This is a genomic window from Agrobacterium sp. 16-172Ci (assembly GCF_053522725.1).
In genome coordinates, this window is record NZ_JBNWBW010000026.1 from 34,980 (window position 1) to 60,694 (window position 25,715).

20 protein-coding genes are annotated in these 25,715 nt (G+C 61.1%); 9 read left to right on the forward strand and 11 right to left on the reverse strand.

Going from position 1 to position 25,715, the window contains the following annotated elements; all coding sequences use genetic code 11:
* Positions 1-323: 323 nt before the first annotated feature.
* A complete protein-coding gene (locus ACQZ40_RS20335; RefSeq protein WP_065655500.1) occupies positions 324-2,144 on the forward strand; it encodes an IlvD/Edd family dehydratase in 1,821 nt (606 codons plus the stop codon).
* 139 nt (positions 2,145-2,283) lie between these two features.
* On the opposite strand, the gene ACQZ40_RS20340 is transcribed toward ACQZ40_RS20335, so the two are convergent.
* From ACQZ40_RS20340 to ACQZ40_RS20385, 10 genes are all read right to left on the reverse strand, one after another.
* Positions 2,284-2,493: a hypothetical protein gene (locus tag ACQZ40_RS20340; protein ID WP_233282716.1), complete on the reverse strand. Its 210-nt coding sequence runs from the start codon at positions 2,491-2,493 to the stop codon at positions 2,284-2,286.
* Between the two features lie 56 nt (positions 2,494-2,549).
* Positions 2,550-2,954, reverse strand: a complete 405-nt coding sequence (locus tag ACQZ40_RS20345) for a VOC family protein (RefSeq protein WP_003523747.1) — start codon at positions 2,952-2,954, stop codon at positions 2,550-2,552.
* A gap of 14 nt (positions 2,955-2,968) precedes the next feature.
* The gene (locus ACQZ40_RS20350) at positions 2,969-3,451 is read right to left on the reverse strand and encodes a helix-turn-helix domain-containing protein (RefSeq protein WP_065655498.1); all 483 of its coding nucleotides are present in this window, start codon (positions 3,449-3,451) and stop codon (positions 2,969-2,971) included.
* Between the two features lie 66 nt (positions 3,452-3,517).
* Entirely contained in the window at positions 3,518-3,712 is a 195-nt protein-coding gene (locus ACQZ40_RS20355) for a hypothetical protein (RefSeq protein WP_003523745.1), read from the reverse strand.
* 158 nt (positions 3,713-3,870) lie between these two features.
* Complete coding sequence (locus ACQZ40_RS20360; protein ID WP_448748579.1) at positions 3,871-4,989, reverse strand: pyridoxal-phosphate-dependent aminotransferase family protein; 1,119 nt, start codon at positions 4,987-4,989, stop codon at positions 3,871-3,873.
* A 9-nt stretch (positions 4,990-4,998) separates the two neighbouring features.
* Positions 4,999-5,778: an ABC transporter ATP-binding protein gene (locus tag ACQZ40_RS20365; protein WP_448748580.1), complete on the reverse strand. Its 780-nt coding sequence runs from the start codon at positions 5,776-5,778 to the stop codon at positions 4,999-5,001.
* Positions 5,775-6,578: an ABC transporter ATP-binding protein gene (locus ACQZ40_RS20370; protein WP_448748581.1), complete on the reverse strand. Its 804-nt coding sequence runs from the start codon at positions 6,576-6,578 to the stop codon at positions 5,775-5,777. Before ACQZ40_RS20370 ends, ACQZ40_RS20365 begins: the two co-directional genes overlap by 4 nt.
* Positions 6,575-7,405, reverse strand: coding sequence for an ABC transporter permease (locus ACQZ40_RS20375; RefSeq protein WP_448748582.1), 831 nt, complete (start codon positions 7,403-7,405; stop codon positions 6,575-6,577). Before ACQZ40_RS20375 ends, ACQZ40_RS20370 begins: the two co-directional genes overlap by 4 nt.
* Positions 7,402-8,391, reverse strand: coding sequence for an ABC transporter permease (locus ACQZ40_RS20380; protein ID WP_448748583.1), 990 nt, complete (start codon positions 8,389-8,391; stop codon positions 7,402-7,404). The genes ACQZ40_RS20375 and ACQZ40_RS20380 overlap by 4 nt, the downstream gene beginning before the upstream one ends.
* Before the next feature lie 9 nt (positions 8,392-8,400).
* Positions 8,401-10,011 carry an ABC transporter substrate-binding protein gene (locus ACQZ40_RS20385; protein ID WP_448748584.1) on the reverse strand — a complete coding sequence of 537 codons (1,611 nt, stop codon included), beginning with the start codon at positions 10,009-10,011 and terminating at the stop codon, positions 8,401-8,403.
* 374 nt (positions 10,012-10,385) lie between these two features.
* Between ACQZ40_RS20385 and ACQZ40_RS20390 the strand changes: the two genes are divergently transcribed.
* The gene (locus tag ACQZ40_RS20390; RefSeq protein WP_448748585.1) at positions 10,386-13,076 is read left to right on the forward strand and encodes a DNA translocase FtsK; all 2,691 of its coding nucleotides are present in this window, start codon (positions 10,386-10,388) and stop codon (positions 13,074-13,076) included.
* A 92-nt stretch (positions 13,077-13,168) separates the two neighbouring features.
* Positions 13,169-14,245, forward strand: coding sequence for an Ldh family oxidoreductase (locus ACQZ40_RS20395; RefSeq protein WP_448748586.1), 1,077 nt, complete (start codon positions 13,169-13,171; stop codon positions 14,243-14,245).
* 43 nt (positions 14,246-14,288) lie between these two features.
* Here the strand turns inward: ACQZ40_RS20395 and ACQZ40_RS20400 are convergent, their stop codons facing one another.
* On the reverse strand, positions 14,289-16,283 hold the full coding sequence (locus ACQZ40_RS20400) for a putative bifunctional diguanylate cyclase/phosphodiesterase (RefSeq protein ID WP_080857213.1): 1,995 nt from the start codon (positions 16,281-16,283) through the stop codon (positions 14,289-14,291).
* A gap of 316 nt (positions 16,284-16,599) precedes the next feature.
* Between ACQZ40_RS20400 and ACQZ40_RS20405 the strand changes: the two genes are divergently transcribed.
* The 6 genes from ACQZ40_RS20405 (at position 16,600) to ACQZ40_RS20430 (ending at position 25,714) form a co-directional block, all read left to right on the forward strand.
* Positions 16,600-17,646, forward strand: coding sequence for a class I SAM-dependent methyltransferase (locus ACQZ40_RS20405; protein ID WP_448748587.1), 1,047 nt, complete (start codon positions 16,600-16,602; stop codon positions 17,644-17,646).
* Positions 17,647-17,738: 92 nt separating this feature from the next.
* Positions 17,739-18,563, forward strand: coding sequence for a bifunctional allantoicase/(S)-ureidoglycine aminohydrolase (locus ACQZ40_RS20410; protein ID WP_078052735.1), 825 nt, complete (start codon positions 17,739-17,741; stop codon positions 18,561-18,563).
* 166 nt (positions 18,564-18,729) lie between these two features.
* Entirely contained in the window at positions 18,730-20,235 is a 1,506-nt protein-coding gene (locus ACQZ40_RS20415; RefSeq protein WP_065655486.1) for a sensor domain-containing diguanylate cyclase, read from the forward strand.
* 400 nt (positions 20,236-20,635) lie between these two features.
* Positions 20,636-21,826, forward strand: coding sequence for an efflux RND transporter periplasmic adaptor subunit (locus ACQZ40_RS20420; RefSeq protein WP_080858116.1), 1,191 nt, complete (start codon positions 20,636-20,638; stop codon positions 21,824-21,826).
* 11 nt (positions 21,827-21,837) lie between these two features.
* Complete coding sequence (locus ACQZ40_RS20425; RefSeq protein WP_125146280.1) at positions 21,838-24,972, forward strand: efflux RND transporter permease subunit; 3,135 nt, start codon at positions 21,838-21,840, stop codon at positions 24,970-24,972.
* A 118-nt stretch (positions 24,973-25,090) separates the two neighbouring features.
* Entirely contained in the window at positions 25,091-25,714 is a 624-nt protein-coding gene (locus ACQZ40_RS20430; RefSeq protein ID WP_149741909.1) for a TetR family transcriptional regulator, read from the forward strand.
* The last annotated feature ends 1 nt before the right edge of the window (position 25,715 follow it).

Here is a 25,715-nt window from a genome sequence, read left to right on the forward strand (position 1 = left end):
CACGATGTGGCTTGACAGTCAATGACGGCATCTAATAGTAATATAAATAAAGATATCAGACTGAGGCGGAGTGCCGGGCCATCGGGCCAGACGCATTCCGGCAAGGCAGGGAGGAAGAGGCCGTTGCGCGACGCCGGTATCATCGTAAATGCCGAAAAATATTCGGCTAAAGCCGAAGAACAGCTCCAAATCACTCGTCTGGGGCTGCTCTGTCGGTTATGCGTGATCTCCGAAAGCTGATTCCATTTTCCTTGCGCACAACATAAGCTTGTCGCATTTCGTAATATTTTACCGTTGGCCACTTCCGGCTGGAGACCCGCATCATGACTACATCCGACAATCTTCCCGCAACCCAGGGCAAGGGAGGCAAGCTTCGCTCGCGCGCGTGGTTCGACAATCCCGCCAACGCGGATATGACCGCGCTTTATCTCGAGCGTTACATGAACTTCGGTCTCAGCCAGGCCGAGCTTCAGTCCGACCGCCCGATCATCGGCATTGCGCAGACCGGTTCGGACCTTTCGCCCTGCAACCGCCACCATCTGGAACTGGCGAACCGCCTGCGCGAAGGCATCCGTGAAGCGGGCGGCATCGCCATCGAATTCCCGGTGCATCCGATCCAGGAAACCGGCAAGCGCCCGACCGCCGGTCTCGACCGCAACCTTGCCTATCTCGGCCTCGTGGAAGTGCTTTACGGCTACCCGCTCGATGGCGTTGTTCTGACCATCGGCTGCGACAAGACCACGCCTGCCTGTCTTATGGCGGCGGCCACCGTCAACATTCCGGCCATCGCCCTTTCCGTCGGTCCCATGCTGAACGGCTGGTTCCGTGGCGAGCGCACCGGTTCCGGCACCATCGTCTGGAAGGCGCGCGAACTGCTGGCGAAGGGCGAGATCGATTATCAGGGCTTCGTCAAGCTCGTCGCCTCGTCGGCTCCCTCCACCGGCTATTGCAACACCATGGGCACGGCGACGACCATGAACTCGCTTGCCGAAGCGCTCGGCATGCAGCTTCCGGGCTCCGCCGCCATCCCGGCGCCTTACCGCGACCGTCAGGAAGTCTCCTACCTTACCGGCCTGCGCATCGTCGAAATGGTGAAGGAAGACCTGAAGCCTTCCGATATTATGACCAAGGATGCCTTCATCAACGCCATCCGCGTCAACTCGGCCATCGGCGGCTCCACCAATGCGCCGATCCATCTGAATGGCCTCGCACGTCACGTCGGCGTCGAGCTGACGGTGGATGACTGGCAGACCTATGGCGAAGATGTGCCGCTGCTCGTCAACCTGCAGCCGGCCGGCGAATATCTCGGCGAGGATTATTACCATGCCGGCGGCGTTCCCGCTGTCGTCAATCAGCTGATGAACCAGGGACTGATCATGGAAGACGCCATGACCGTCAACGGCAAGACCATCGGCGAAAACTGCCGTGGCGCGATCATCGAAGACGAGAAGGTCATCCGTCCCTATGAGCAGCCGCTCAAGGAACGTGCCGGCTTCCGCGTCCTGCGCGGCAACCTGTTCTCCTCCGCCATCATGAAGACGAGCGTGATTTCGGAAGAGTTCCGCAACCGTTACCTCTCCAACCCGAACGATCCGGAAGCCTTCGAAGGCCGCGCCGTGGTGTTCGACGGTCCGGAGGACTACCATCACCGCATCGACGATCCGTCGCTGAAGATCGATGCCAACACCATCCTCTTCATGCGCGGCGCCGGTCCCATCGGTTATCCGGGTGCGGCGGAAGTGGTTAACATGCGCGCGCCCGATTATCTTCTGAAGGAAGGCGTCAATTCGCTGCCCTGCATCGGCGATGGTCGTCAGTCCGGCACGTCGGGCAGCCCGTCCATCCTCAACGCTTCCCCGGAAGCGGCGGCCGGTGGTGGCCTCGCCATCCTGCAGACGGGTGACCGCGTCCGCATCGATGTGGGCCGTGGCAAGGCGGATATCCTGATTTCCGGCGAGGAACTGGCCAAGCGTTACGAGGCGCTGTCGGCTGAGGGCGGTTACAAGTTCCCCGATCACCAGACGCCATGGCAGGAAATCCAGCGCGGTATCGTCAGCCAGATGGAAACCGGCGCGGTTCTGGAACCGGCCGTGAAGTATCAGCGCATCGCCCAGACCAAGGGTCTGCCGCGCGACAACCACTAAGGTCAGGCGGTTCTTGCCGACCGCTTTTTAATCGGCCCCGGGGTAAAACCCGGGGCCGAAACATTTTGGATACCGTGCTTCGCAACCGCGTGAACCGTGCGGGCGGCCGAAGGGCGCGATAGCCTCATTGCTTACCTGCTTACTTCCCCGATGGGCCTGGCGGCTTTCCCAGATATGGCAGGAAGAACATGTAAAGCCCGCTGAGAACAAGCAAAGTCAACGGCACCAGCGGAGCAAAGACGATCACCGGTGGCGTCGGGCCGAAGGCCATCGAAGCGAAGTTCGCCAGAATGGTGACGGTCAGCAGAATGCCCAGCCACCGATGCCCCTGCCTTATCCAGTTTCGCAAGATCAAAGTCGCCCCCAAGAAAAAACATCCATGATGGAATGTGACACATCGGCGCTTCAACGGGCCTGAACGAGCTTCCAGCCATTGCCGGAAGGATCGCGGAAGCTCGCATCCACCGAGCCGTAGCGGGCGATCGGTTCCTGGGTGAATTCGACGCCGCGTTTGTGCATGGCGTCAAAGGCTTTCTGGCAATCCTCGACCACCAGAACCAGCGGCGGCATGGCGCCTTTGGCAACGGCTTCATTCAGATCCTGCGCCGTCGCTTCATCAACGGTCGGGGCCTGCGGCCGAAACAGGCCCAGCTGGAAATCCGGCTGGTCCGGGTGCTGCACGGTCAACCAGCGATAATCGCCGTTACGTGCGTCCGTATGCAGACGAAATCCGACTTTTTCGACATAAAATTGCAGCGCTTCGTCCTGGTCATGAACATAAAGCCCGACAAGTTGAACACCATTTTTCATGAGCTATCTCCCTTTCACTCACCGTGCCTACCGCTTTCCGTTCGCCGGCGCTTCTCCGAAACTGCGATTGTGAGATGGGGACGATGCGCGGCGCTGACGAAGCAATGGGGAACCTGCTCAAGCTCGGCAGGCAAAAGCCGCATCCTGCGCCGCAATTCACTCGGGTTTTCCCCCGTCACGTCGCGGAAAACACGGCCGAACGTGCCGATGCTGTTCCAGCCGGTTTGCAGCGCGATTTCGATGATCGGAAGGTCCGTGTCACGCAACAGCGCCAGGGCGCGCTCCACGCGGCGGGTCAGCAGATAGCGGTGAGGGGGTATGCCGAAAGCATCGCGAAACGATCTCGCGAAGTGCGCCTGTGAGGCCCCGCTGACGCTTGCAAGGCGTGAAACAGGCCACGCCTCATGGGGCGCCGCGTCCATATGATCCTTGGCCCGCAGAAGGCGGCGCAACAGTTGCAAGTCTCTGTTCGCAGAGTTCTTTTCGGGCCGGCGCATGCGGCAATCATTGAATGAACCCGCGGTCCTTGGCAAGGTTCATACCTGCAAGCCGCTGTGAATGCCTCAGATCACCGGATAAAGCGACCAGAAGAACAGTTCATATTCCTGATCGCGGTCGTCATCGTGCGACTCGTCATCGGGTCTGCGCGGTGTTTTGTCCTGAAACTCGGTCTCCACCCGCTCATTGACGACGGGCATCCTTCGGCCGATGCCAAAGAGGTCAAAGGAGAGCATGTTGAACCCTGCTACCATGGCCATTTCCCTTCTTCACGCGAGTTAACGTAGCGTTAAGTTTCGCGCGTTGCCATGATTTCGTCAAGATTGGCCGAGGAATTTGTCTACCATTTTTAACAACAATGTCGTGACTGACATTCCACCGCTGCCGGATTTGGCGCAATGAACGTTTATTAGCGGCATTAAACGCCGTTCGCAGGGGCGTCAGAATAGGCTTTGTCAGTCGCTTCCAGTGCGGAATCGGTATCTGCGGCATGGCCGAGGCTCTTCAGGGCGCTGGAGAAGGCCGCGATATTGGCTTTCACCGCCTCCGGATGCGCCCTCCGACCGGTGTGATTGAGCCTTATCAGCCGTTCCGCGCCGGGGCCGACACCGGCGGAAATATCTGCGCCCTGCTTTTGGGATGCCGCAGCGAGGAACGCCTTTGCTTCCACGGTATCCGGCAGGATCGCCGTGGAAACGAGGGCGGATGCGTGTGCCTCTTCCACCCAGGTCGGGATACCGAGCGCCCTGATGCCGTTCCTGGTGGCCGCCGCCGCTCTTTCATGACGTTCATTGGCGGATGCCAGACCTTCTGCCTCTATCCGGTCAAGGGCGGCCTCCAGCGCGTAGAATTCCAGCGGAGCAGGCGTTCCGGGCAGCGCGCCCCGGCCGGCATCGAGCCAGAGTTTCTTCTGGTCCAGAAGCGAAAGCATGGAGTTTTCCGGCGCCTTACCATGCGAAAGAAGCTCCCACGCTTTTTCGTTGACGGAAATGGCGGAAACCCCGGCCGGGCCGGCCAACGCCTTTTGCGGGCCGATGACGGCGATATCGATGCCCAACCGGTCGACCTCGAAGGCATGGCCGCCGATGGAGGCGACGGCATCAACGAGCGTGACGATACCCCTTTGCCGAGCGAGCGCGGCAATGGCGGGCAGGGGGTTGAGAATGCCGCTTGCCGATTCCGCATGGACGATGGCGAGAAGATCGAAGCCCGGACCCTCGTTCAGCGCCCGCTCCACCTCCTCCAGCGTGACCGGTTTCGCCGGGCTGGCGGTCAGGTTGCGCACCGCCGCGCCGCCTCTCGCAAGCCAGCCGCCGAACCATGCGCCATAGGGGCTGGTGACGATGTTGAGCGCTCTAAGACCCGGTCGGGCAAGGCTCGTCGCCGCCGCCTCAAGCGCCAGCACGGCTTCCGCCTGTATGAGAAGGACGTCGTTCCCCGTGCCCATCAAGGCTGCCAGCCGGTCGGCCAGAATGGCGTAACGCTCCGCGGGAAAAGCGGGTGGGTCGAGCAGCAATGCATAATCCGGAACGGGCATGTCTTTTCCTTACGTGGCAATGGTCAGGCGCGGTGCGGCGTCGATCAGGGTTCTGGCGGTCGAGGATTGCGGCGCCGAGACGATATTTCCCGTCCTGCCGATTTCAACGATCCGCCCCGCTTCCATGATGGCGACGCGGTGGCAGACGGCCCGGATGACCGCGAGATCATGGGAAACGAAAATACAGGAAACGGCCGTCTCCCGCTGTATTTCCACCAGCAGTTCGAGAATTTGTCGGCGAACCGAAACATCGAGCGCGGAGACGGCTTCGTCCAGAATGAGAAGCGACGGTTTGAGCGCAATCGCCCGTGCAATCGCGACACGCTGCCTTTGACCGCCGGAGAGATCGAAGACCGAACGGCCGGCATAGCTGGCGGGCAGGCCCACGCGCTCGAGAAGGCGGTGTATTTCCGCCGCGCGTTCGCGTCTTTTGACCATGCGATGAATGCGCAACGGCTCGCCGATGGCATCCTCGACGCTGGCGCGCGGATTGAAGGCGCCATGCGTGTCCTGAAACACCATCTGCATGTGCCGGCGGGCGGCGCGAAGCTGCCCGCTGCCCAGCGCCAGCCAGTCGTGGCCTTTGAAATGGATCGTGCCTTCATCGGCCGGGATCAGCCGCATCAGAATGCGCGCCAGTGTCGATTTCCCGCAGCCGGAGGGACCGGCAAGCCCCAGGGTCTCGCCGGGCTGAAGCGAAACGGAGATGTCGGAAAGCGCCGCTACCGTTCTTGCGCCGGTGCGATAGGTTTTCGACAGTCCGTCGACACTCAGAAGGGCTTCGTTCATGACGCGGCCTCGCTGATGAGCGGCGGGGTAGAGAGATCGAGATAATCGGCAAGCAGCGCACGCGTATAGTCATGACTGGGTGCGGAAAGCACCCGCCGTGTCGGGCCGTGTTCCACCAGCAGCCCCGCGCGCAGAACCGCGATCTCGTCGGCCAGGCTGGAGGCAAGACCGATATCATGGGTGATGAAGACCAGCGTCTTGTTCTCCTGCCGCACCAGATCGTCCAGCAGCGTGGCGATGGCGGCCTGACTGACCGTATCGAGAGCGCTCGTGGCCTCGTCGGCAATCAGGATCGAAGGACTGGCGGCAATGGCAGCGGCAATCGCCACGCGCTGCCTTTGGCCGCCGGAAAGCTGGTGCGGATAGGCGGTGAGCAGATGGGAGGGATGCGGCAGCCGCACCCGGTCCAGAAGGTCGCGGGCAAGATCGCGCGCTTGCCTCCATGACAGGCCGAGATGCCGCACGGCGCCTTCCGCCACCTGTTCGCCGATGGTGAGAACCGGGTTCAGCGTCGCGCCGGTATCCTGAAAGATCGTGCCGATATCGCGCCCCGGCAGTGGTCTGCCGTGAAACAGGCCGCTATCGCGGCTCCAGGAAATATCGCCGGAAACCCGCGCATTGCCGGGAAGAAGCCCGGCAATGGCTCTGCCGAGCGTGGATTTTCCCGAACCGCTTTCGCCGATGATCGCCAGCCTCTGCCCATGCCGGATCGTCAGCGAAACATTCTGCAAGGCCGGTGCATCGCCTGCCGCATAAAAAACGCTGAGATCGTCGATCCGGCACAGCACATTTCCGCTCATGGCGCTTGCCTCCTCGTCGCCATCGCCCTGTTGATGCCTTCGCCGAGAAGATAAACGCCGAGAACCGTGACCAGAAGGCCGATGCCGGGGATGAGGGACAAAAACGCAGCCGAGCGCAGGACGTTGCGTCCTTCGGCGATCATAGAACCCCACGTGACGATATTGGGGTCGCCAAGCCCGAGGAAGGACAGCGCGGCCTCGGTGAGGATGGCTGCCGCGACGATGATGGCGGCCAGCGCCAGAACCGGCGGCAGAGCGTTGGGCAGGATCTGCCGGAAGGCGATCTCCAGCGGATGCATGCCGATGGCGCGGGCGGATTGAACATAATCGCGCTCGCGGATGCTCAACACCTGCGCCCGCATCAGCCGCGCGGGATCCGCCCATGCGCCGAGCGCAATGGCGAGAATGACGATGGGCATGGAAGGTCCGATGGTGCTGACGAAGGCAAGCGCGAGCAGGAAATTCGGCACGATCTGGAAAGCGTCGGTGACGCGCATCAATGCTTCGTCCACGAGGCCGCCCGCAAAACCGGCGATGGTGCCGATGACGGTGCCGATCACCAGCGCGGCGGCGGCGGCACCCATGCCGACGAGCAGGGAGGCCTGCGCGCCATGGGCAAGCTCGGCCAGCACATTGCGGCCCAGCCGGTCGGTGCCCAGCGGCAGGGTGGCATCCGTAAACGGCGCGATCAGCGGCTCGCCGACAATGGCCAGCGGGTCGCCCGGAAAGAGGAGGGGGGCGGCAAGCGCCGCCACGGCAAGCAGCACCAGAATGATGGTGCCCGTGGCGCCTTCGAAACTGCGCAGCAGCCGGAGAGCGAAACTCATGCCTGTCGCTCCCCGCTGCCGATGCGCGGATCGAGAACGGCATAGACAATATCGACGGCGAGATTGACGAGAATGACGAAGACGGCGCTTGTCAGAATAATGCCCATCAAAAGCGGCGTGTCGCGGCCGCTGACCGCCTCCTGCGCCAGCCGGCCGAAACCGGGAATGGCGAAGACGCTTTCGATCACCACGCTGCCGCCCAACATGGTTGCGGCCTGCAGGCCAAGCACAGTGACAAGCGGAAGAGCGGCGTTGCGCGCGACATGGCGCAGCACGATCCGTCTCCTGGAAAGCCCCTTGGATTGAGCAAAAAGCACGAAATCCAGCGGCCAGACCGCCGCCATGGCAGTGCGCATGACGCGCAGGAACAGCGCGAGATAAATGAGGCCGAGACTGGCGACCGGCAGCACGAGATGGCGGGCAATATCTAGCGCCCTTGCAAATCCCTGCTTGCCCGAGGCGATGGTTTCGATGCCTGAGGTGGGCAGCCATTTGAGTTGAACGGCAAAGACGATGGCCAGCACGAGGCCGAGCCAGAAACCGGGCGTGGCGTAAAGCGCCAGCGAAAGCGTTGAAAGCACGCGATCCGTCAGCCCCCTGGGACGCGCACCGGCCACGATGCCAAGACCGGTGCCGAGGATGAAGGCGAATGCGGTGGCGCTGCCCATCAGGAGAAGTGTGTTCGGCAGCCGCTCGAGGATCAGCCCCAGCACCGGCCGGTCGAAGGCAAGTGACCAGCCGAGATCGAGCCGCAGCACTGAGCTGGCATAGAGCCAGAAACGGGCAAATACCGAACCGTTCAGGCCGTATTGTTCGCGCAACACATCCCTGAGCCCGGCATCGCCGCCGCCAATGGAGACGAGATAGGCGTCTACCGCGTCTCCGGATGCATTTTCAAGCAGGAGGAAAGTGAAGATGAGAACGATCAGCAGCACCGGAATGGCGCTGACTGCCCTTCGCTTCAGCAATGTTACTGCACGCTTCACGATGCGTCCTTACGTATCGACCGCCGTATCCGCCCAGTTGGAAACGGCCCAGCGGGGATTGCTGGCGACATGTTTGACGGTATCGCGCGCCACCGTGATGAAGCCCCATTCGGCAACGTTGATCAGCGGCAGATCGGCGGCGACCTGCTTCTGGAAATCCTTGTAAAGCGCCGTGCGCGCGGCGGTGTCGACCGTTATCGACGCCTTGTCGATCAATTCGTCCAGCGTCTTGTTCTCGTAACCGCCCTGATTGGAGAAGCCGACTCCCGCCGGAATGCCGGAACGCACGAGAATGGTGGTGGAAATTGCCGGGTCGCCGCGGAAGACCGGCGGCGCGATGGCGAGGTCGAAGGCATGATCGGTGTAGACCGCCTTCTGGTGAGCAGCTGAATCATTGTTGACCAACTCGGCATCGATGCCGATTTCCTGCAACGCCTGACGAAGATAGGCGCCGAACTGTCTGGTTTCGTTGAAATAGGGCGCCGGCAGAAGTTTCAGCGAGAAACGTGTTCCGTTCGGGCCGCGCGCATAACCCGCCTCGTCCAGCAGTGCATTGGCCTTGGCCACATCGAAATCATAGGTCTCGACATCGTCGGTGTAGAATTCAGGGGCGTTCTTCGGCACCGGGCCTGTGGATGCCGTGGCGTAACCGAGGAAGACCTTGTCGATGACGAATTTTTTGTCGATGGCGTGGGCGATGGCCTTTCTGACCTTGAGATCGGCCAGTTCCTTGCGGCGATGGTTGATTTCGACCACTAGCTGATAGGTCAGCGCCTCGTAACCATCGGCAATGACCTTGATGCCAGGCACCTTCGAGATGCGCTCGAGATCGGCCAGAGGCACGGCCGAAAAGGCGGCGAGCTGAATTTCCTCTGCTTCGAGCGCGGAGGCCGCACCCGCCCGGTCCGGCAGGACGCGGTAGATGATCTCTTCGAGCTGCGGTTCGCCCTTGCCCCAGTAATTGGGATTGCGGGTCAGGCGGTAATATTCACCGGGCTTGTATTCGGCAAAGAAAAAAGGCCCGGTGCCGACCGGCTTGGTATTGGCCGGGTTGGTGGCGATATCGGTGCCTTCATAAAGATGTTTCGGCACGACGCTGGTGACGACCGGCAGGGCGTTGCGGATGAGCTGGAAAGGCGTGGGCTTGGAAAAGCGGAAGATCGCCGTGTGTTCATCCGGCGTGTCCACCTTCTCGAGATTGGCGAAGACCAGCCGTCCGAGATTCTGCAGAGGTTTCCAGATGGAGAGCGCCGAAAAGGCGACATCCGCCGCGGTGAACGGCTTGCCGTCATGCCAGGACACGCCTTCGCGCAGCTTGAAAGTGGCGCTGAGACCGTCATCCGATCCCTGCCATTCGGTCGCAAGCCGCGGTGTGAGCCCATCCTTGCCATCGAAGGAGGCCTCGGCCAGCGGCTCGACGATCTTGCTGGCAATATAAAACACGCCGTTTGAGGCGACGATCGCCGGGTTGAGGTTCTTCGGCTCCGAATCGGCCGCGACGATCAGCCTTCCGCCTGATGCCGCCTCCTGCGCGGCGGCTATGCCCGCCAAACCCGTGGTTGCGGCAAGAAGGAGTGACGTCTTTAGAAGCGAGCGGCGGGACAGGTGGACAGGCGACATGATTCACTCCGGAAACGAGGGCTGGGCGGGCCTTTCCACTTGGTCCGCGGCGGCCGATCTTAAGACTGCAACCTCGGCAGTGTCCACGTTAATTCGCGGGCTTTACAGCAATGATTTTACGTTGCGCGGGCCATTGCGGAAACAATATGCTTTCTCGCGGCAATGCGCTTTTCTCGTGCTGCGGTCCTGCCGGCGGCGATGTTCCGGAAAATTGATTTAACGCAATGAAATTAGGTGGTTGGGATGCCGGCGTTTCGGCCGTGTGTGTCTCGTTGCCCCTGTGGGCGGAGCGAAAATCTGCCGCAGTGACCCCGTTTGGAAAGGGGTAATTAACCTTTATTTTCTATTTCAGGGAGACCGAAATATGTACGTTTATGATGAGTGTGCACGCTGCCATGAGTTTCTCCCGATCCAGATTCCAGAATTCATCCAATAGCGTAGGGGAGGGGAGCGAGAAGGCTCGTCATGCCGGCGGCCAGTCGGTTGCCGGTCAGCAGACGGCGGGAATGAAGGCGGGCGCGGCACCCCGGCCTAATGCCGATGTCAGCGCAGCCGATGCCATTGAAGGCCGCGCCGAGATGCCCGGCTGGCAGAATGCTTTCGTGCTCGGCCCGAATGTGCGTTTCACCCGCACGCCGGAAAGCGCCTTTGCCCGGCGCATGCCGGTCGAGACACCCAATATTCCGGAAGAGGAAATTCTGGATGCCGCCCCGCCTGAAACGGTGGAGCAGGAAGCGGTGGCGCAGCAACACGCCGTGCAGCAGGAGGTTTCTGTCCCTCAACCCGTCGTGAAGCCGGCTGAACAGCGCGTGCCGCCGCCGCGCATGCCGTTTCTGCCGCAGCCGCCGGAGGCCCGGGGCGCCAGGGCGCTGACTTACAAATTGCGGCTGGAGCTTGCCCGCAAGCAGGCGGAGGAGGCGGCTGCAGCTGCGCAGATGCCGGTTCAGGAGGGTATCTCCGTAGCCGTGGAAGCGCCTGTGCCGCAGGCATCCCCGTCGGTTCAGCCGCAATCCGTCGCGCCTGCTGTCGAGGCCGCTCAGGCCGCCATTCCTGCTTTCGCCGCCCATCTGCCGGATGAGCTTTTCTGGGAAGTGATGACGCTCGATCTGCCGGGCGGCGCCGGCGAGGGTGTTTCTGCGTCCACGCGCGCCGTTCTTGCAAATTCGGTCGTCACGGCGCCAGCGATAGTCGCGCCGGTTGCCGTCGTGTCGCCTGCAGCGGCTGCGATCGTGCTTTCGTCCGAACCTCCTGTCGTCACCGTGCCGGGCGGTTCCGCAATCCGGCTTTACCGCGAGATCGGCGTGCGTCAGTCCGTCGTTCCTGCCGCCCTTCCGGTCGTGGAACAGGAAGTCGCACCGCCGCCCGTCGCGGAAGCACCGATGGTTGTCGAGACGCCGAGACCTGTGGAGCAGGTTCAGCCGGTTGAGAGAATTGCGGCCGAGCCGCGCTTCACGCCACGCGCGCCCATCCAGGCCTCGCAGCCGATGTTCCGCGAAGCGCCTGTCTTCGCCGAGGGGGAATATGAATACCCCTCCATCGATCTTCTGCAGGAGGCCCGCGTCCAGCAGACCACGACCATGACGCCGGAAGCGCTGGAGCAGAGCGCCGGGCTTCTCGAAAGCGTGCTGGAGGATTTCGGCATCAAGGGCGAGATCATCGATGTCCGCCCCGGCCCGGTCGTCACGCTGTATGAGTTCGAACCCGCCCCCGGCGTCAAGTCCTCGCGCGTCATCGGTCTCTCGGACGATATCGCCCGCTCCATGTCGGCGCTCTCGGCCCGTGTCGCCGTCGTGCCCGGCCGCAATGTCATCGGCATCGAACTGCCGAACCCGGTGCGCGAGACGGTTTATCTGCGCGAACTGATCGAAGCGACAGACTATGCCGAGACCCGCCAGAAGCTCGCACTTTGCCTCGGCAAGACCATCGGCGGCGAACCTGTCATCGCCGAACTGGCGAAGATGCCGCATCTGCTGGTCGCCGGCACCACCGGCTCCGGCAAGTCGGTCGCCATCAACACCATGATCCTGTCGCTGCTCTATCGTCTGAAGCCGGAAGAGTGCCGTCTGATCATGGTCGATCCCAAGATGCTTGAGCTGTCCGTTTATGACGGTATTCCGCATCTGTTGACGCCTGTCGTTACCGATCCGAAGAAGGCGGTCATGGCGTTGAAGTGGGCCGTGCGCGAAATGGAAGACCGCTATCGCAAGATGTCGCGTCTCGGCGTACGCAATATCGACGGGTACAATGCAAGGGCCGCTGCCGCCCGCGCCAAGGGCGAGACGGTGTTCTGCAACGTGCAGAGCGGTTTTGACCGCGCCACCGGCGAGGCGGTCTACGAGCAGGAGGAAATGGACCTCACGGCCATGCCTTATATCGTCGTCATCGTCGACGAAATGGCAGACCTGATGATGGTGGCCGGCAAGGAAATCGAAGGCGCGATCCAGCGTCTGGCGCAGATGGCGCGTGCGGCCGGCATCCATCTCATCATGGCAACCCAGCGCCCGTCGGTCGATGTCATCACCGGTACGATCAAGGCGAACTTCCCGACCCGTATCTCCTTTCAAGTGACCTCGAAGATCGACAGCCGCACCATCCTCGGTGAACAGGGCGCGGAGCATCTGCTCGGCCAGGGCGATATGCTGCACATGATGGGCGGCGGCCGCATCGCCCGTGTCCACGGTCCCTTCGTTTCGGATGAGGAAGTGGAAAAGGTGGTCGCGCATCTGAAGACGCAGGGACGTCCGGAATATCTCGGCACCGTTACCGAAGACGCTGACGAAACCGACGAAGAGGCGGAAGAGGAAGCCGCTGTTTTCGACAAGACCGCCATGGGTGAGGACGATAGCGACGATCTTTATGAAAAGGCCGTCAAGGTGGTGATGCGCGACAAGAAGTGCTCCACATCCTATATCCAGCGCCGCCTGTCCGTCGGTTACAACCGTGCCGCTTCGCTGGTCGAGCGTATGGAACAGGAAGGCATCGTCGGGCCTGCCAACCATGTCGGCAAACGCGCGATTATCGCCGGCGAACGCTCTTCTTACGATGCCACGGGAGCGGAAGACTGATTGAGCCCTCGGGGCGCGCGATATTCGATTGCAAAAACGCGCCCCGTGAATAGCTTGTGCGGCATGGATTCTGGAATTGGGAGGATTCCCTCATGGCGCACAGCAATGAAAAAGCCACCGTTCTGGCGAGCCTGGGTGAGCTGGAGCGGTTTTGCCGCACCGTTTTTCTGGCCGCCGGCACCGATGACGAAACGGCCGATGCGGCGACCCGCGCCATGATGCACGGCACAAGGCGCGGTGTGGACAGCCACGGTGTGCGCCTCCTCGCCCATTATATTACCGCGCTCGAAGGCGGGCGTCTCAATCGGCGGCCGCAGATCCGCCGCGTTTCGGGCTTCGGCGCGGTGGAGACGATCGACGCCGACCACGCCCATGGCGCCCGCGCCACCTATGCGGCGATGGACAGCGCCATGGTGCTCGCGGAAAAATTCGGCATTGGCGCGGTGGCGATCCGCAACTCATCGCATTTCGGCCCGGCCGGCGCATATGCGCTGGAAGCGGCGCGGCAGGACTATATTGGCCTCACCTTCTGCAACTCCGACAGTTTCGTGCGCCTGCACGATGGCGCCATGCGTTTCCACGGCACCAATCCAATCGCCATCGGTGTGCCGGCAGCGGACGATATGCCCTGGCTGCTGGATATGGCCACCAGCGCGGTGCCCTATAACCGTGTTCTTCTTTACCGGAGCCTCGGCCAGCAATTGCCGCAAGGTGTGGCCTCTGACGGCGACGGCGTCGATACCCGCGATCCCCATGCCGTTGAAATGCTTGCCCCGGTCGGCGGCGAGTTCGGTTTCAAGGGGGCCGCACTTGCGGGAATGGTCGAGATTTTCAGCGCTGTTCTCACGGGCATGAAACTCAGCTTCGATATCGCTCCCATGGGCGGGCCGGATTTTTCCACGCCGCGCGGGCTTGGGGCCTTCGTTCTGGCGCTGAAGCCGGAAGCCTTCCTGGAGCGCGAGGTGTTCGACGAGGGCATGAAACGTTATCTCGAGGTCCTGCGCGGATCCCCCGTGCGGGAGGATTGCAAGGTCATGGCGCCGGGTGACCGGGAGTGGGCGGTGGCGGCAAGGCGGGAGAGGGAAGGGGCTCCTGTCGATCCCGTCACGCGGGCGGCCTTCTCGGAACTTGCTGCAAAATTCTCGGTTAACCCGCCCGCTTATCATTAAAGCGGCCTGCGGCTGACGGCGTCGTTCCGCCGTCATCCCGTGTTCAGGCGGGTCGCAGCAGCATATTCGGGCGCGGATAGGGCGCTGCCGCCGCGCCCAGCCTTTCGGCCCCGATGGGGCGACCGATATAATAGCCCTGCGCGTAGTCGATTTCCATCTGACGCACGAGCCTCAGCTGTTCCTCGGTCTCGACGCCTTCGATCAGGATCTTGTGGCCGCGATTGCGGATGAGGCGGATCATGTCCTGCAGCATCGCCCGGCCACGCGGGGTCTTGCTGTCGTGCAGGAAGGAGCGGTCGATCTTGACGGTATCGAAATCCGTCATGCGCAGCCACGAAAGGCCGGCAAAACCCGTTCCGAAATCATCCAGCCAGATATTGATGCCGAGCGTTTTCAGGTCGTTCAGACAACGCAGCACGTCCGAATGCATTTCCATGTCGACGCCTTCGGTGATTTCGAAGGCAAGCCTGTTGCCGGCAATTCCCGCCTCCACGAGAATGGCGGCCACCGAGGTGGCGAAACCCGGATTTTTCAATTGCATCGGCGACACGTTGACACTGACGACGGCCACCTTGTCATCGGCCAGTATCTGCTTGCAGACGGTCTTGATGGTCCACAGGCCCAATTCCATGATCGTGCCGGTGCGTTCGGCAATCGGAATGAAAATACCGGGTGCGACTGGATTGCCATCCAGCAGGCGAAGCCGCATCAGCGCTTCGACCCCCGCGGTCTCATTGGTCGAAACGTTGAGAATAGGCTGATAGACGAGGGAAACGAGATCTTCCGCGACGGCGATTTTCAGCAGGGCGGCAATGTTTTCCGTCTCGTCGCTGGTCTGCGGATCGTCCGGATCGAACAGCTTCATGCAGTTGCGGCCATTGCCCTTGGCGATATAGAGCGCGCGGTCGGCCTCGTTGATGATCTTTTCCAGCTTGCCGTCCGCATTGGGACGGGTGAAGGACGCACCGATGCTGACGGTGACGATGAAGGTGCCATCCCGGCGCTGGTCATGCGCAAGCGACAGGTCTTCAACGGTGTGGCGGATCGTCTCGGCAAGCTCACCCACCTGCTGCTTGGATTTGAACGGCGCCAGCACGATGAATTCCTCACCGCCATAGCGGCCGATGGAAGCGCCGTGTTCGGTGATCGCATCCTGCAGGGCTTTGCCCACCGTCACCAGGCATTTGTCGCCTTCCTGGTGGCCGTAACGGTCGTTGTATTTCTTGAAGAAGTCGACATCGATCAGGAAAACGGCAAAGCCTTCTTCCTTCCTGATCCAGTTGTCCCACAGCAGGCGCAGATGGTGGTCGATGGCGCGACGGTTCTGCAGGCCGGTCAGGGAGTCGGTATTGGAAAGCCGCAGCAGCGCCTGGCCACGTTCGTCAGCCGCCTTCTGCTGGGCCTTCGCCTCCAGCCCGTTGACGAAGACGTGGTAGCGCTCCCGGTTCAGATTCCAGTTTACGTAAGAAGTGAAGACGAAACACGATATGTAGAAGGTGCCAAAGGCGAACTTGTAGAAGCTGTCTTCGGGAAACTGCGTTGCCGCCAGAAAATAGGTGACGAGAATAATGCCTGAAGACACCAGCGACAGATGGAAGCGGAAGGTGAAAAACAGATTGGCGCCCATCATGAAGATCGCCCCGAAAACCATGTAATAGGACATGTTTTCGGTATTGTCGGTCAACAGCGACGGCAGCAGCCAGCCGATATAGCCCATGACGAGAGCGGTGGCGCAGGTGAGATCGAGCGCCGTGGTGCTGGCGCCCTTGCTTAGCTGAATCTCCAGCGTCAGCAGGGATGACAGCACAACAATCAGACGTGCGATAATGGTGTAAAAAGCGACGTCGGGTATCAGAATGATGTCGGTTGCGGCAAACAGCAGATAGATGAAGACAGCGGTCCACAGGCCCCGCCGGATAGAGCCGCGGCGGCTGCGCTCACCTTCCTGCTGGTAAAGGGCAAGGAGTTCATCAGAAAACCGGGAGTCCGGCCGCCGATAGTCTTGCTGTCCACTCACCTCTCCCAATGTGTGCTTCATGCACTTTCCCATAGTGTTGCGTATACTTTATTAAGTAACTGCTTATTCCACTTTTCCGTGTGCTGTCGCACCCAGTGCGGGTTCCCGTCGATCTCTGCCGATGCGTGCGGAGAACATGGAAAGGAAGAACGCATCATACGTTCGCAACATTAAGTTTCACTAAATCGCGTATCTGCTTTCTCCCGTCCTCACGAGTGTGACCAAAAAAATACGCTAATTTACTAATGTATCCCTACACCGCTCAAAAATCGAAAGCGAGTGGCCTTCCGCCTCCCAGAAACGTATAGTTAACAATGTGTTAATACTGGAGGCTGAAGTGGTGCGGGTAAAGAAGAAAAATCTTGACGGGGCAAGTCTGATTACCCCGGATACTGTCGCAAAAGAGATTTTTGCACGCAGAACGGAAACATTCGATGAGCAGTTCGCCGTTGCGAAAGCAGAGATTGCGCTCATTCTCGAATTGGCACAGAAGCAGTTCGACAATCGTATTTCAGCACGTGAGATAATACATAGAACGGCGGGCGCACTGCATGGTCTGCGTGAGAAGCTCCACTCCAGCGTGTGGGCTGAACTGATTCCGTTGGTGCAGAATCACCCTGTTTCGGTTCATTTTCTGGAGGACCCGTTCACGCGCTGGTCTTTCGAAAAGCCGCGGGGTTATTCGGGCGATGCGCAGCTGCTCGATTTCATTTATGGCCACGACAGTGTTGCCGAACTGGTAAATAAAGCCACGCCGCTCGGTGCGGCCCTTTACGACTACACGAAGGATGCCAGTTCCTCGGTCGCCGTGCGCGAGCGGCGCGATTTGCTGACACGGTTCGTCGATGAAGCTGCGGCCCGGCATGGTAGTGAGACGGAAATCCTCACCATCGCTTCCGGCCATCTGCGTGAGGCGGATGCCTCCGTGGCGCTGAAAGAGGGCAAGATCAAGCGCTGGGTGGCGCTCGATCAGGACCCCTTGAGCGTCGGTTCCGTCGCCCGCGATTTCAACGGCAGCTGCATCGAGGCGATCGACGGTTCCGTGCGCGATATCGTCCTGCGCACGCAGGAACTCGGCACTTTCGATCTGATCTACGCGGCCGGTCTCTACGACTATCTGAACGACCGCGTGGCGATCAAACTCACGCGGCGCTGCATGGAAATGCTGAAGCCCGGCGGCATGTTCCTCTTCGCCAATTTCTCGGAAGACATCGTCGTCGACGGTTACATGGAAACCTTCATGAACTGGGCGCTGCTGTTGCGCTCCAAGGCGGATATGTGGCGAATCGTCAACGCCAGCGCCGATCCTGCAGGCATCGAGGCGGATGTGTTCTTCGGGGAGAACCACAATATCGTCTACGCTACGATGCGTAAGAAGGCGTGACATCCTTCGGGCCAGTCTCTGCTTGCCAATAACCATTTGATTAAACGCCGGCGCGGGCCTAAGAATCCGCGCCGAATGCGTTGCAGAATGGAATGGCTGAAATGAAGAGATATTATTCGGATATGGGTGGTCTGCCGGGACAGACGGAACTTCTGTCGAGCAAGGCGGTGTTCAAGACCGCCTATGCGGTCATCCCCAAAACCGTAATGTCCGATATCGTGACGAGCGTGCTGCCGCACTGGACCGGCACCCGGGCCTGGATCATCGCCCGGCCAATGACGGGTTTTTCCGAAACCTTCGCGCAATATATCGTCGAGGTGCAGCCGGGCGGCGGCAGCGACCGGCCGGAACCGGACGCAAGGGCGCAAGCGGCGATCTTCGTTGTCGACGGCGAAATGACCGTGGAATTCGAGGGCGTGCCGCATGCCTTGCGGGAGGGCTCCTTCGCCTTCCTGCCGGCCGGTTCCCGCTGGCAGCTTCGCAATTCGGGCAAGGCGCCCGTCAAGTTCCACTGGGTCCGCAAGGCGTTTCAGGCGGTCGACGGGCTGGAGCCGCCGCCGGCTATCTTCACGCATGAGGATGAGCACGCTTTGTCGGCCATGCCGGATACGGACGGCAAATGGGCGACGACCCGCTTCATCGATCCTGAAGACGTGCGTTACGACATGCATCTCAACATCGTTACCTTCGAGCCGGGCGCGACCATTCCCTTCATGGAAACCCATGTGATGGAACACGGCCTTTATGTGCTGGAAGGCAAGGCCGTCTACCGGCTGAACGAGGACTGGGTGGAAGTGCAGGCGGGCGACTTCATGTGGCTGCGCGCCTATTGCCCGCAGGCCTGCTATGCGGGTGGGCCGGGCCGCTTCCGTTACCTGCTCTATAAGGATGTGAACCGGCACGTGAAGCTCTGGTAACGGGCGTCATATCGCCGAAACCCATGAATTATCGCGCAAACCGCCGGATTGCGCGATAAATGCTTGCGTTAGATCGAATATCACTAATAAATCCGGTTATGCGGACGGCTATCGCCGTTGCGCACCGTTTCGGCATTCGCCTCCTATCCTTGAGAAGACCTCCCGTATGAATGAGATAATCGATACCAATGTCTTCAATCTTGCCCCCGTGGCGATGTGGATCGAGGATTTCAGCGAGGTGAAAAGCCAGTTCGATATCTGGCGATCGCAGGGCGTCGAGGATATCCGGGCGTTTCTTCTGGAAGATTTATCGAGGGTGGCGGCCTGCTCGCAGAAAATCCGCGTGATCAAGGTCAACGCCAGGACGCTGGAACTGTTCGAGGCTCGCGATCAGGCGCATCTCGTCGACAATCTCCACCGGATTTTTCGTGACGACATGCTGGAGAGCCATGTGAACGAGCTTTCCGAGCTCTGGGCGGGCAAGACGGAATTCACCAGCAACGCGGTCAATTATTCAATCGGCGGCAAGCGGCTGGATATCCAGTTGCGCGGCGCGGTCATACCCGGCCATGAAGAAACCCTCGGGCGGCTGCTTTTGACCACCGAGGATGTGACGGAGCGGGAGGAGGCGCGCCGCAAGGAGCTTCTCAACCGCCGTTACGCCGAAGGCATGTTCAAACATTCGCCCGTTTCCCTGTGGGTGGAGGATTTCAGCCGGGTGCGGCGGCTGATCGAGGAGGTCAGGGAGCGCGGTATCATCGATTTCCGTGTGTTCATGGATGTCCATCCCGAATTCGTGCGGCAATGCATGAGCGAAATCCGCGTCATCGACGTCAATCGCGCGACGCTCGACCTGTTCTGCGCGCCGGACCGGCAGGTTCTGTTGCAGCGGCTTGGCGATATTTTCCGCGGCGAGATGGAAAAGCCGTTCCGGGAACAGCTGATGGAGCTTTGGAACGGCAATCTCACCCACCATCGCGAGGTGGTGAATTACGCGCTTGACGGGTCGGAGCGGCATGTGCTCCTGCATTTTTCCGTCTTCCCGGGCCATGAGCGCGACTGGTCGCTGGTGCAGGTGGCGTTGACGGACATTACCGCGCGCAAGAAGGCGGAAGCCTATCTCGAATATCTCGGCAAGCACGATGTACTGACCAAGCTGCACAACCGTGCCTTCTATTCGGACGAGCTGAACCGGCTGGAGCGCAGTGCGCTCAGGCCGGTTTCGGCCATCGTCATCGATCTCAACGGCCTGAAGGACGCCAATGACAGGCTGGGACACGATGCCGGCGACGCATTGTTGCGGCGTGTGGGCGAGGTGCTGAATGGCGTGGTGACCGCGCCGAACCATGCGGCGCGCATTGGCGGCGACGAATTCGCCATCCTTCTTCCCGGCGCCGACAGGCAGGTGGCCGCCGCCATGGTCGAAACCGTTTATGAGCTGTTGAAGATCAACAACCAGTTCTATTCCAGCGCGCCGCTCAGCCTGTCACTGGGCGTGGCCACCAGCGAGGTCGGAGAGACGATGGAATCGCTGGTACGCCGCGCCGATATGAACATGTACGAGCAGAAGAACGCCTATTATGCGGCGCTGCGCAACAGATCCGCCGACAATAACGACACGACGAAACCCGGCTCGCAGCCGGAAGCCTCCTCGTTGAAGCGTCTGTCCTGAGGGGTAGTGAGGGCGTCGTGGGGCATTCCCTCAGCCCCATGCCGAAGATCTAGTCACGTCGAATAAAATCAATCGGTTGCAGATCCTCTGGACAGGCCCGAGGATGACGTCGAGAGAATGTTGTCGCGGAATCTAAACCACGCAGTGGTGGTTTGGTCGCGACGGAAACAGCGGAAAGCTTCATCCGTCCGGCTGTCGCCTCCGGCTCGTCGCGATATGTCCTGCCTCGAACGCCAGTTAGTCCTCCATTCCCGAATTACAGCGCTTTCCGCAAGCCGTCTCACGCACCTTCACAAGCGCGTGAGACGGCTTTTGCACTGCAACAATTTCATTGCCGAAATTTTACATACGTCTTAGTATGTATGTAAATGTGACATTTTTTATGGATTCGGAGCGCAGTATGGCGAAGAGATTGGGGCAGATCGCGGCGGTGTTGTTGACGGGCATCGTTCTTGTCGGATGTAGCGATGAGCAGGCGTCTGCGCCCGGCGCGCCGCCGCCCGGTGCGGTGAAGGTCGTGACGGTGAGCCAGGAAGAACTGCCCATCACCAACGAATTGCCGGGACGCATTGCGCCGACGCGGCTTGCCGAAGTGCGCCCGCGTGTCTCCGGCATTATCGTGGAACGGGTGTTCGAACAGGGCTCGCTGGTCAAGGAGGGCGATGTTCTCTACCGGATCGATCCCGCGCCGTTCCAGGTGCGTGTCGACAGCGCCGAGGGCACGTTGCGCCGGGCGCAGGCCGCGCAGCTTCAGGCGCGGCAGACGGCCGACAGGCAGCAGCAGCTGCGCCGTTCAAACGTCGGTTCGCAGCAGGAATTCGACAACGCCATCGCCCAGCTGGCACAGGCCGATGCCGAGGTGGCCGTGGCCGAAGCCGGTGTCGCGGAGGCGAAGCTCAATCTGCAATATGCCGAAGTCAAAGCCCCGATCAGCGGCCGCATCGGTCGCGCGCGTATTACGGAAGGCGCCCTCGTCAGCGCCACCGGCTCGGAAAATCTGGCGACGATCCAGCAGCTCGATCCGATCTATGCCGACTTCACCCAGCCGGCAGCCGATCTCATTCGCCTGCGCAAGGCCCTGCAGGATGGTAAGCTGATGACCGGCCCGAACGAAGCCGAAGTCAACCTGCTGTTCGATGACGGCAGCCGTTACCCGCTGCCCGGCCGCCTGCTGTTTTCCGAAGCGGCGGTGGATGAAACCACCGGTCAGGTGACGCTGCGCGGTGAGTTCCCCAACCCGAACGGCGATCTGCTGCCGGGCATGTATGTCCGTGTGCAGATCCAGCAGGGTATCCAGAAAGCGGCCTTCGCCGTGCCGCAGCAGGCGGTTCAGCGCGATGCCGGTGGTCAGGCGAGCGTGCTTGTCGTCAATGCCGAAGACACGGTCGAGCAGCGTCGTGTCAGCGTCGGCCGTTCCATCGGCGATCGCTGGGTAATTTCCGAAGGCCTGAAGGATGGCGACCGCGTCGTGGCCGAAGGTTTCCAGAAGACCGCTCCGGGCGCGAAAGTGAAGCCGGAACCGTGGTCCGATGAGGCCGATGTCGCCACCGCCGCTGACAGCGAGAGCGCGGCTCCGGCTGCGAAGCAATAAGGACCGATTTCATGGCACGTTTTTTCATCGATCGGCCCATTTTTGCCTGGGTCGTCGCCATCTTCATCATGTTGGCGGGCCTGCTCGCCATTCCCATGCTGCCGATTGCGCAATATCCGAATGTCGCCCCGCCGCAGATCTCCGTCTCGACGACCTATCCGGGCGCGTCGCCGGAGGATATTTACCAGAGCGTCACGCGTCCCATCGAAGAAGAGCTGAACGGCGTTCCAGGCCTGATCTATTTCGAATCGACGTCGGAATCCTCGGGTCGCATTTCCATCAACGTCACCTTTGCGCCGGGCTCCAACATCGGTGAAGCCCAGGTGGAGGTCCAGAACCGCATTGCGCGCGTCGAACCCCGCCTGCCGCAGGCGGTGACGCAGCAGGGCCTGCGCGTGGAGCAGGCGGGCACGTCGTTCCTGATGATGGTGGCGCTCACCTCCGTCGACGGCAACACGGACGCCATCGGTCTCGGCGACTATCTCAGCCGTAACGTGCTCGGCGAATTGCGCCGCGTTCCCGGTGTCGGCAGCGCGCAGCTCTTCGCCACCCAGCGCTCCATGCGTATCTGGATGGACCCGGACAAGATGCTGGGCCTCAGTCTCACCTCGAACGACGTCATCGGCGCCATTCAGGCGCAGAATTCGCAGGTGGCTGCCGGCCGCATCGGCGCATCGCCAAATCCCATCGGCCAGCAGATTTCCGCAACCGTCAACGTGCAGGGCCAGCTCACCTCGCCGGAAGAATTCGGCTCCATCGTGCTGCGCGCCAATCCGGACGGCTCGTCCGTACGGCTGCGCGATGTCGCGCGGGTGGAAGTGGGCGGCGAAAGCTATAACTTCTCGAGCCGCCTGAACGGCAAGCCGAGCGCCGCCATCGGCGTGCAGCTTTCGCCCACCGGCAATGCGCTGCAGACCTCCGAGGGCGTTCGCGCCACCATGGAAGAGCTTTCCCGATATTTCCCGCCGGGTCTGGAATATGAAATTCCCTATGACACCAGCCCCTTCGTCAAGATTTCGATCGAAAAGGTCATTCACACGCTGATCGAGGCGATCATCCTCGTCTTCGTGGTGATGTTCGTCTTCCTGCAGAATATCCGCTACACCATCATCCCGACACTGGTGGTGCCCGTGGCGCTGCTCGGCACCTGCGCCATCATGTATGTCTCGGGTTTCTCGATCAACGTTCTGACCATGTTCGCCATGGTTCTCGCCATCGGCATTCTGGTGGATGACGCGATTGTCGTCGTTGAGAATGTCGAGCGCATCATGGCGGAAGAGCATCTGTCGCCCAAGGAGGCCACCCGCAAGGCGATGGGCCAGATTTCCGGCGCGATCATCGGCATCACGCTGGTGCTGACCGCCGTGTTCGTGCCCATGGCCTTCTTCCCGGGCGCCGTCGGCATCATCTATCAGCAGTTCAGCCTGACAATGGTGGTGTCGATCCTGTTTTCGGGCTTCCTTGCTTTGTCGCTCACGCCGGCGCTCTGCGCGTCGTTCCTGAAGCCCATCAAGGCCGGGCACCATGAGAAGAAGGGCTTCTTCGGCTGGTTCAACCGCGGCTTCGACAAGGCCTCTCACAAATATTCCTCGTCCGTCGGCAGCATCATCAAGCGTTCCGGCCGCTTCATGGTCATTTACGCGGCTTTGCTGGTCGGTCTTGGCTGGGCGTATATGCAACTGCCGAGCTCTTTCCTTCCGAACGAAGATCAGGGCTACCTGATCGTCGATATTCAGGCGCCGGCGGAAGCCAGCAGCGACCGCACCCTGCAATCCATCCAGCAGATCGAAAAGATCTTCATGGAAGAGCCGGCCGTGGATCGTGTGATTGCGGTTTCGGGGTTCTCCTTCTCCGGCTCCGGCCAGAATGCGGGTCTCGCCTTCGCCACCCTGAAGGACTGGAGCGAACGCGGACCGAACGATTCCGCCGCCGCCATATCGGCGCGCGTCAACGCCAAGCTGTGGGGTCTTCCGGACGCCATGTCGTTTGCGCTGTCGCCGCCGCCGATCCAGGGCCTCGGCAATTCCAGCGGCTTCACCTTCCGCCTGCAGGATCGCTCGGGCGCGGGACAGGCGGCTCTCAGCGCGGCCGGTGCTCAACTGATGGCCGCCGCCCGTCAGAGCCCCATCCTTGCCGGTCTTCGTATCGAAGGCATGCCGGATGCGGCGCAGGTCAATCTCATCATCGACCGTGAGAAGGCCAATACGTTCGGCGTCACCTTCAGCGACATCAACGCCACCATCTCGGCCAATATGGGTTCGTCATACGTCAACGACTTCCCTAACGCAGGCCGCATGCAGCGCGTGACGGTGCAGGCGGAACAAGGCCAGCGCATGAAGACGGAGGATCTTTTGAACCTCAACGTCCGCAATGCCAATGGCGGCATGGTGCCGGTGAGCTCATTCGCAACGGTGGAATGGGTACGCGGTCCTTCGCAGGTGGTCGGTTACAACGGCTATCCGGCGGTCCGTATCGGCGGCCAGTCCGCGCCCGGTTATTCCTCCGGCGACGCCATTGCCGAAATGGAGCGCTTAGCGGGTGAGTTGCCGAGCGGCTTCGGTTTCGAATGGACCGGCCAGTCGCTGCAGGAAATCCAGTCCGGTTCGCAGGCGCCGGCATTGATCGGGCTCAGCGTTCTGTTCGTCTTCCTGCTGCTGGCAGCGCTTTACGAAAGCTGGTCCATTCCGCTCTCCGTCATGCTGGTGGTGCCGCTCGGCGTCATCGGCTCGGTGGCGGCGGTGATGCTGCGCGGCATGCCGAACGACGTCTACTTCCTCGTAGGCCTCGTCGCGATTATTGGCCTGTCCGCCAAGAATGCGATCCTGATCATCGAATTCGCCAAGGATCTGCGGGCGGAAGGAAAATCCACCTATGATGCGACGGTGGAGGCGGCGCATCTGCGCTTCCGGCCGATCCTGATGACGTCGCTCGCCTTCTCGCTCGGCGTGCTGCCGATGGCGATTGCTTCGGGCGCCAGCGCGGCGAGCCAGAACGCCATCGGCACCGGCGTGCTCGGCGGCATGATCTCGGCGACGATCCTTGCGATCTTCTTCGTTCCCGTCTTCTTCGTCTTCGTCATGAAGATTTTCGGGGATCGGAAGAAGGAGAATGAGATTGCTGCTGACGCCGTATCGCCGGCGGAATAAAACGGGTGTGACGGCTGGGCGAAAAGTCACGTGAATGCGTTCATCTGACTGACAGCCCGGCACCGCAAACAGGGCACGGTGCGAAAGCGCCGTGCCGCGACTGGAAGGAGACATCAGCATGCGCCGAACCAAGGCCGAGGCAGAAGAGACCCGTCAGGCGATCCTTGCCGCTGCCGAGCGGGTGTTCTTCAAGAAGGGCGTGGCCAACAGCTCTCTGGATGAGGTGGCGGCTGCGGCCGGCGTTACGCGCGGGGCGATCTACTGGCATTTTTCCAGCAAGAGCGATCTCTTTATCGGCCTCTATCAATCGGTTTCCCTGCCGGAATCGGATCTGCTCGATTTCGGCGACCCCGACGTCAGGGGCCTGGCTCTGCTGGCCAAGATCGAGGAAGCGGCCTGCAAATGGCTGACGCTTCTTTCAAAAGATGAGCAACGCCAGCGCATCATGACCATCAGCCTGCGCACCAATTACTCCGATGAGTTCGCCCCGGTGCTGCACGCGCAGGAGGAACTGGACCGGTATCACAAGGATCGGCTCGAGGGCGCTTTCGCGCGGGCGCAGGCGGAAGGCGCATTCAACGACAACTGGACAGCGGACTCTGCGCTCGACGCGCTCTACTGGCTGCTGAAAGGCATGTGCTCCGACTGGCTGCTGTTCGGCAAGCGTTTCGATCTGGCCAAGGAGGGTGCTGAAGCCGTGCACCGTCTGATGAAGGGGTTCCAGCGCTCCTCCGCGTCATGAC

Coding starts and splice junctions, on each gene's coding strand:
- ACQZ40_RS20375 (WP_448748582.1), bottom strand. CDS start 7,405: ATGAGTTTCGCTCTCCGGCTGCTGCGCAGTTTCGAAGGCGCCACGGGC.
- ACQZ40_RS20360 (WP_448748579.1), bottom strand. CDS start 4,989: ATGCCCGTTCCGGATTATGCATTGCTGCTCGACCCACCCGCTTTTCCC.
- ACQZ40_RS20410 (WP_078052735.1), top strand. CDS start 17,739: ATGGCTGAAATGAAGAGATATTATTCGGATATGGGTGGTCTGCCGGGA.
- ACQZ40_RS20430 (WP_149741909.1), top strand. CDS start 25,091: ATGCGCCGAACCAAGGCCGAGGCAGAAGAGACCCGTCAGGCGATCCTT.
- ACQZ40_RS20395 (WP_448748586.1), top strand. CDS start 13,169: ATGGCGCACAGCAATGAAAAAGCCACCGTTCTGGCGAGCCTGGGTGAG.
- ACQZ40_RS20420 (WP_080858116.1), top strand. CDS start 20,636: ATGGCGAAGAGATTGGGGCAGATCGCGGCGGTGTTGTTGACGGGCATC.
- ACQZ40_RS20335 (WP_065655500.1), top strand. CDS start 324: ATGACTACATCCGACAATCTTCCCGCAACCCAGGGCAAGGGAGGCAAG.
- ACQZ40_RS20415 (WP_065655486.1), top strand. CDS start 18,730: ATGAATGAGATAATCGATACCAATGTCTTCAATCTTGCCCCCGTGGCG.
- ACQZ40_RS20370 (WP_448748581.1), bottom strand. CDS start 6,578: ATGAGCGGAAATGTGCTGTGCCGGATCGACGATCTCAGCGTTTTTTAT.
- ACQZ40_RS20365 (WP_448748580.1), bottom strand. CDS start 5,778: ATGAACGAAGCCCTTCTGAGTGTCGACGGACTGTCGAAAACCTATCGC.
- ACQZ40_RS20345 (WP_003523747.1), bottom strand. CDS start 2,954: ATGAAAAATGGTGTTCAACTTGTCGGGCTTTATGTTCATGACCAGGAC.
- ACQZ40_RS20425 (WP_125146280.1), top strand. CDS start 21,838: ATGGCACGTTTTTTCATCGATCGGCCCATTTTTGCCTGGGTCGTCGCC.
- ACQZ40_RS20400 (WP_080857213.1), bottom strand. CDS start 16,283: ATGAAGCACACATTGGGAGAGGTGAGTGGACAGCAAGACTATCGGCGG.
- ACQZ40_RS20385 (WP_448748584.1), bottom strand. CDS start 10,011: ATGTCGCCTGTCCACCTGTCCCGCCGCTCGCTTCTAAAGACGTCACTC.
- ACQZ40_RS20350 (WP_065655498.1), bottom strand. CDS start 3,451: ATGCGCCGGCCCGAAAAGAACTCTGCGAACAGAGACTTGCAACTGTTG.
- ACQZ40_RS20355 (WP_003523745.1), bottom strand. CDS start 3,712: ATGGCCATGGTAGCAGGGTTCAACATGCTCTCCTTTGACCTCTTTGGC.
- ACQZ40_RS20390 (WP_448748585.1), top strand. CDS start 10,386: ATGATGAGTGTGCACGCTGCCATGAGTTTCTCCCGATCCAGATTCCAG.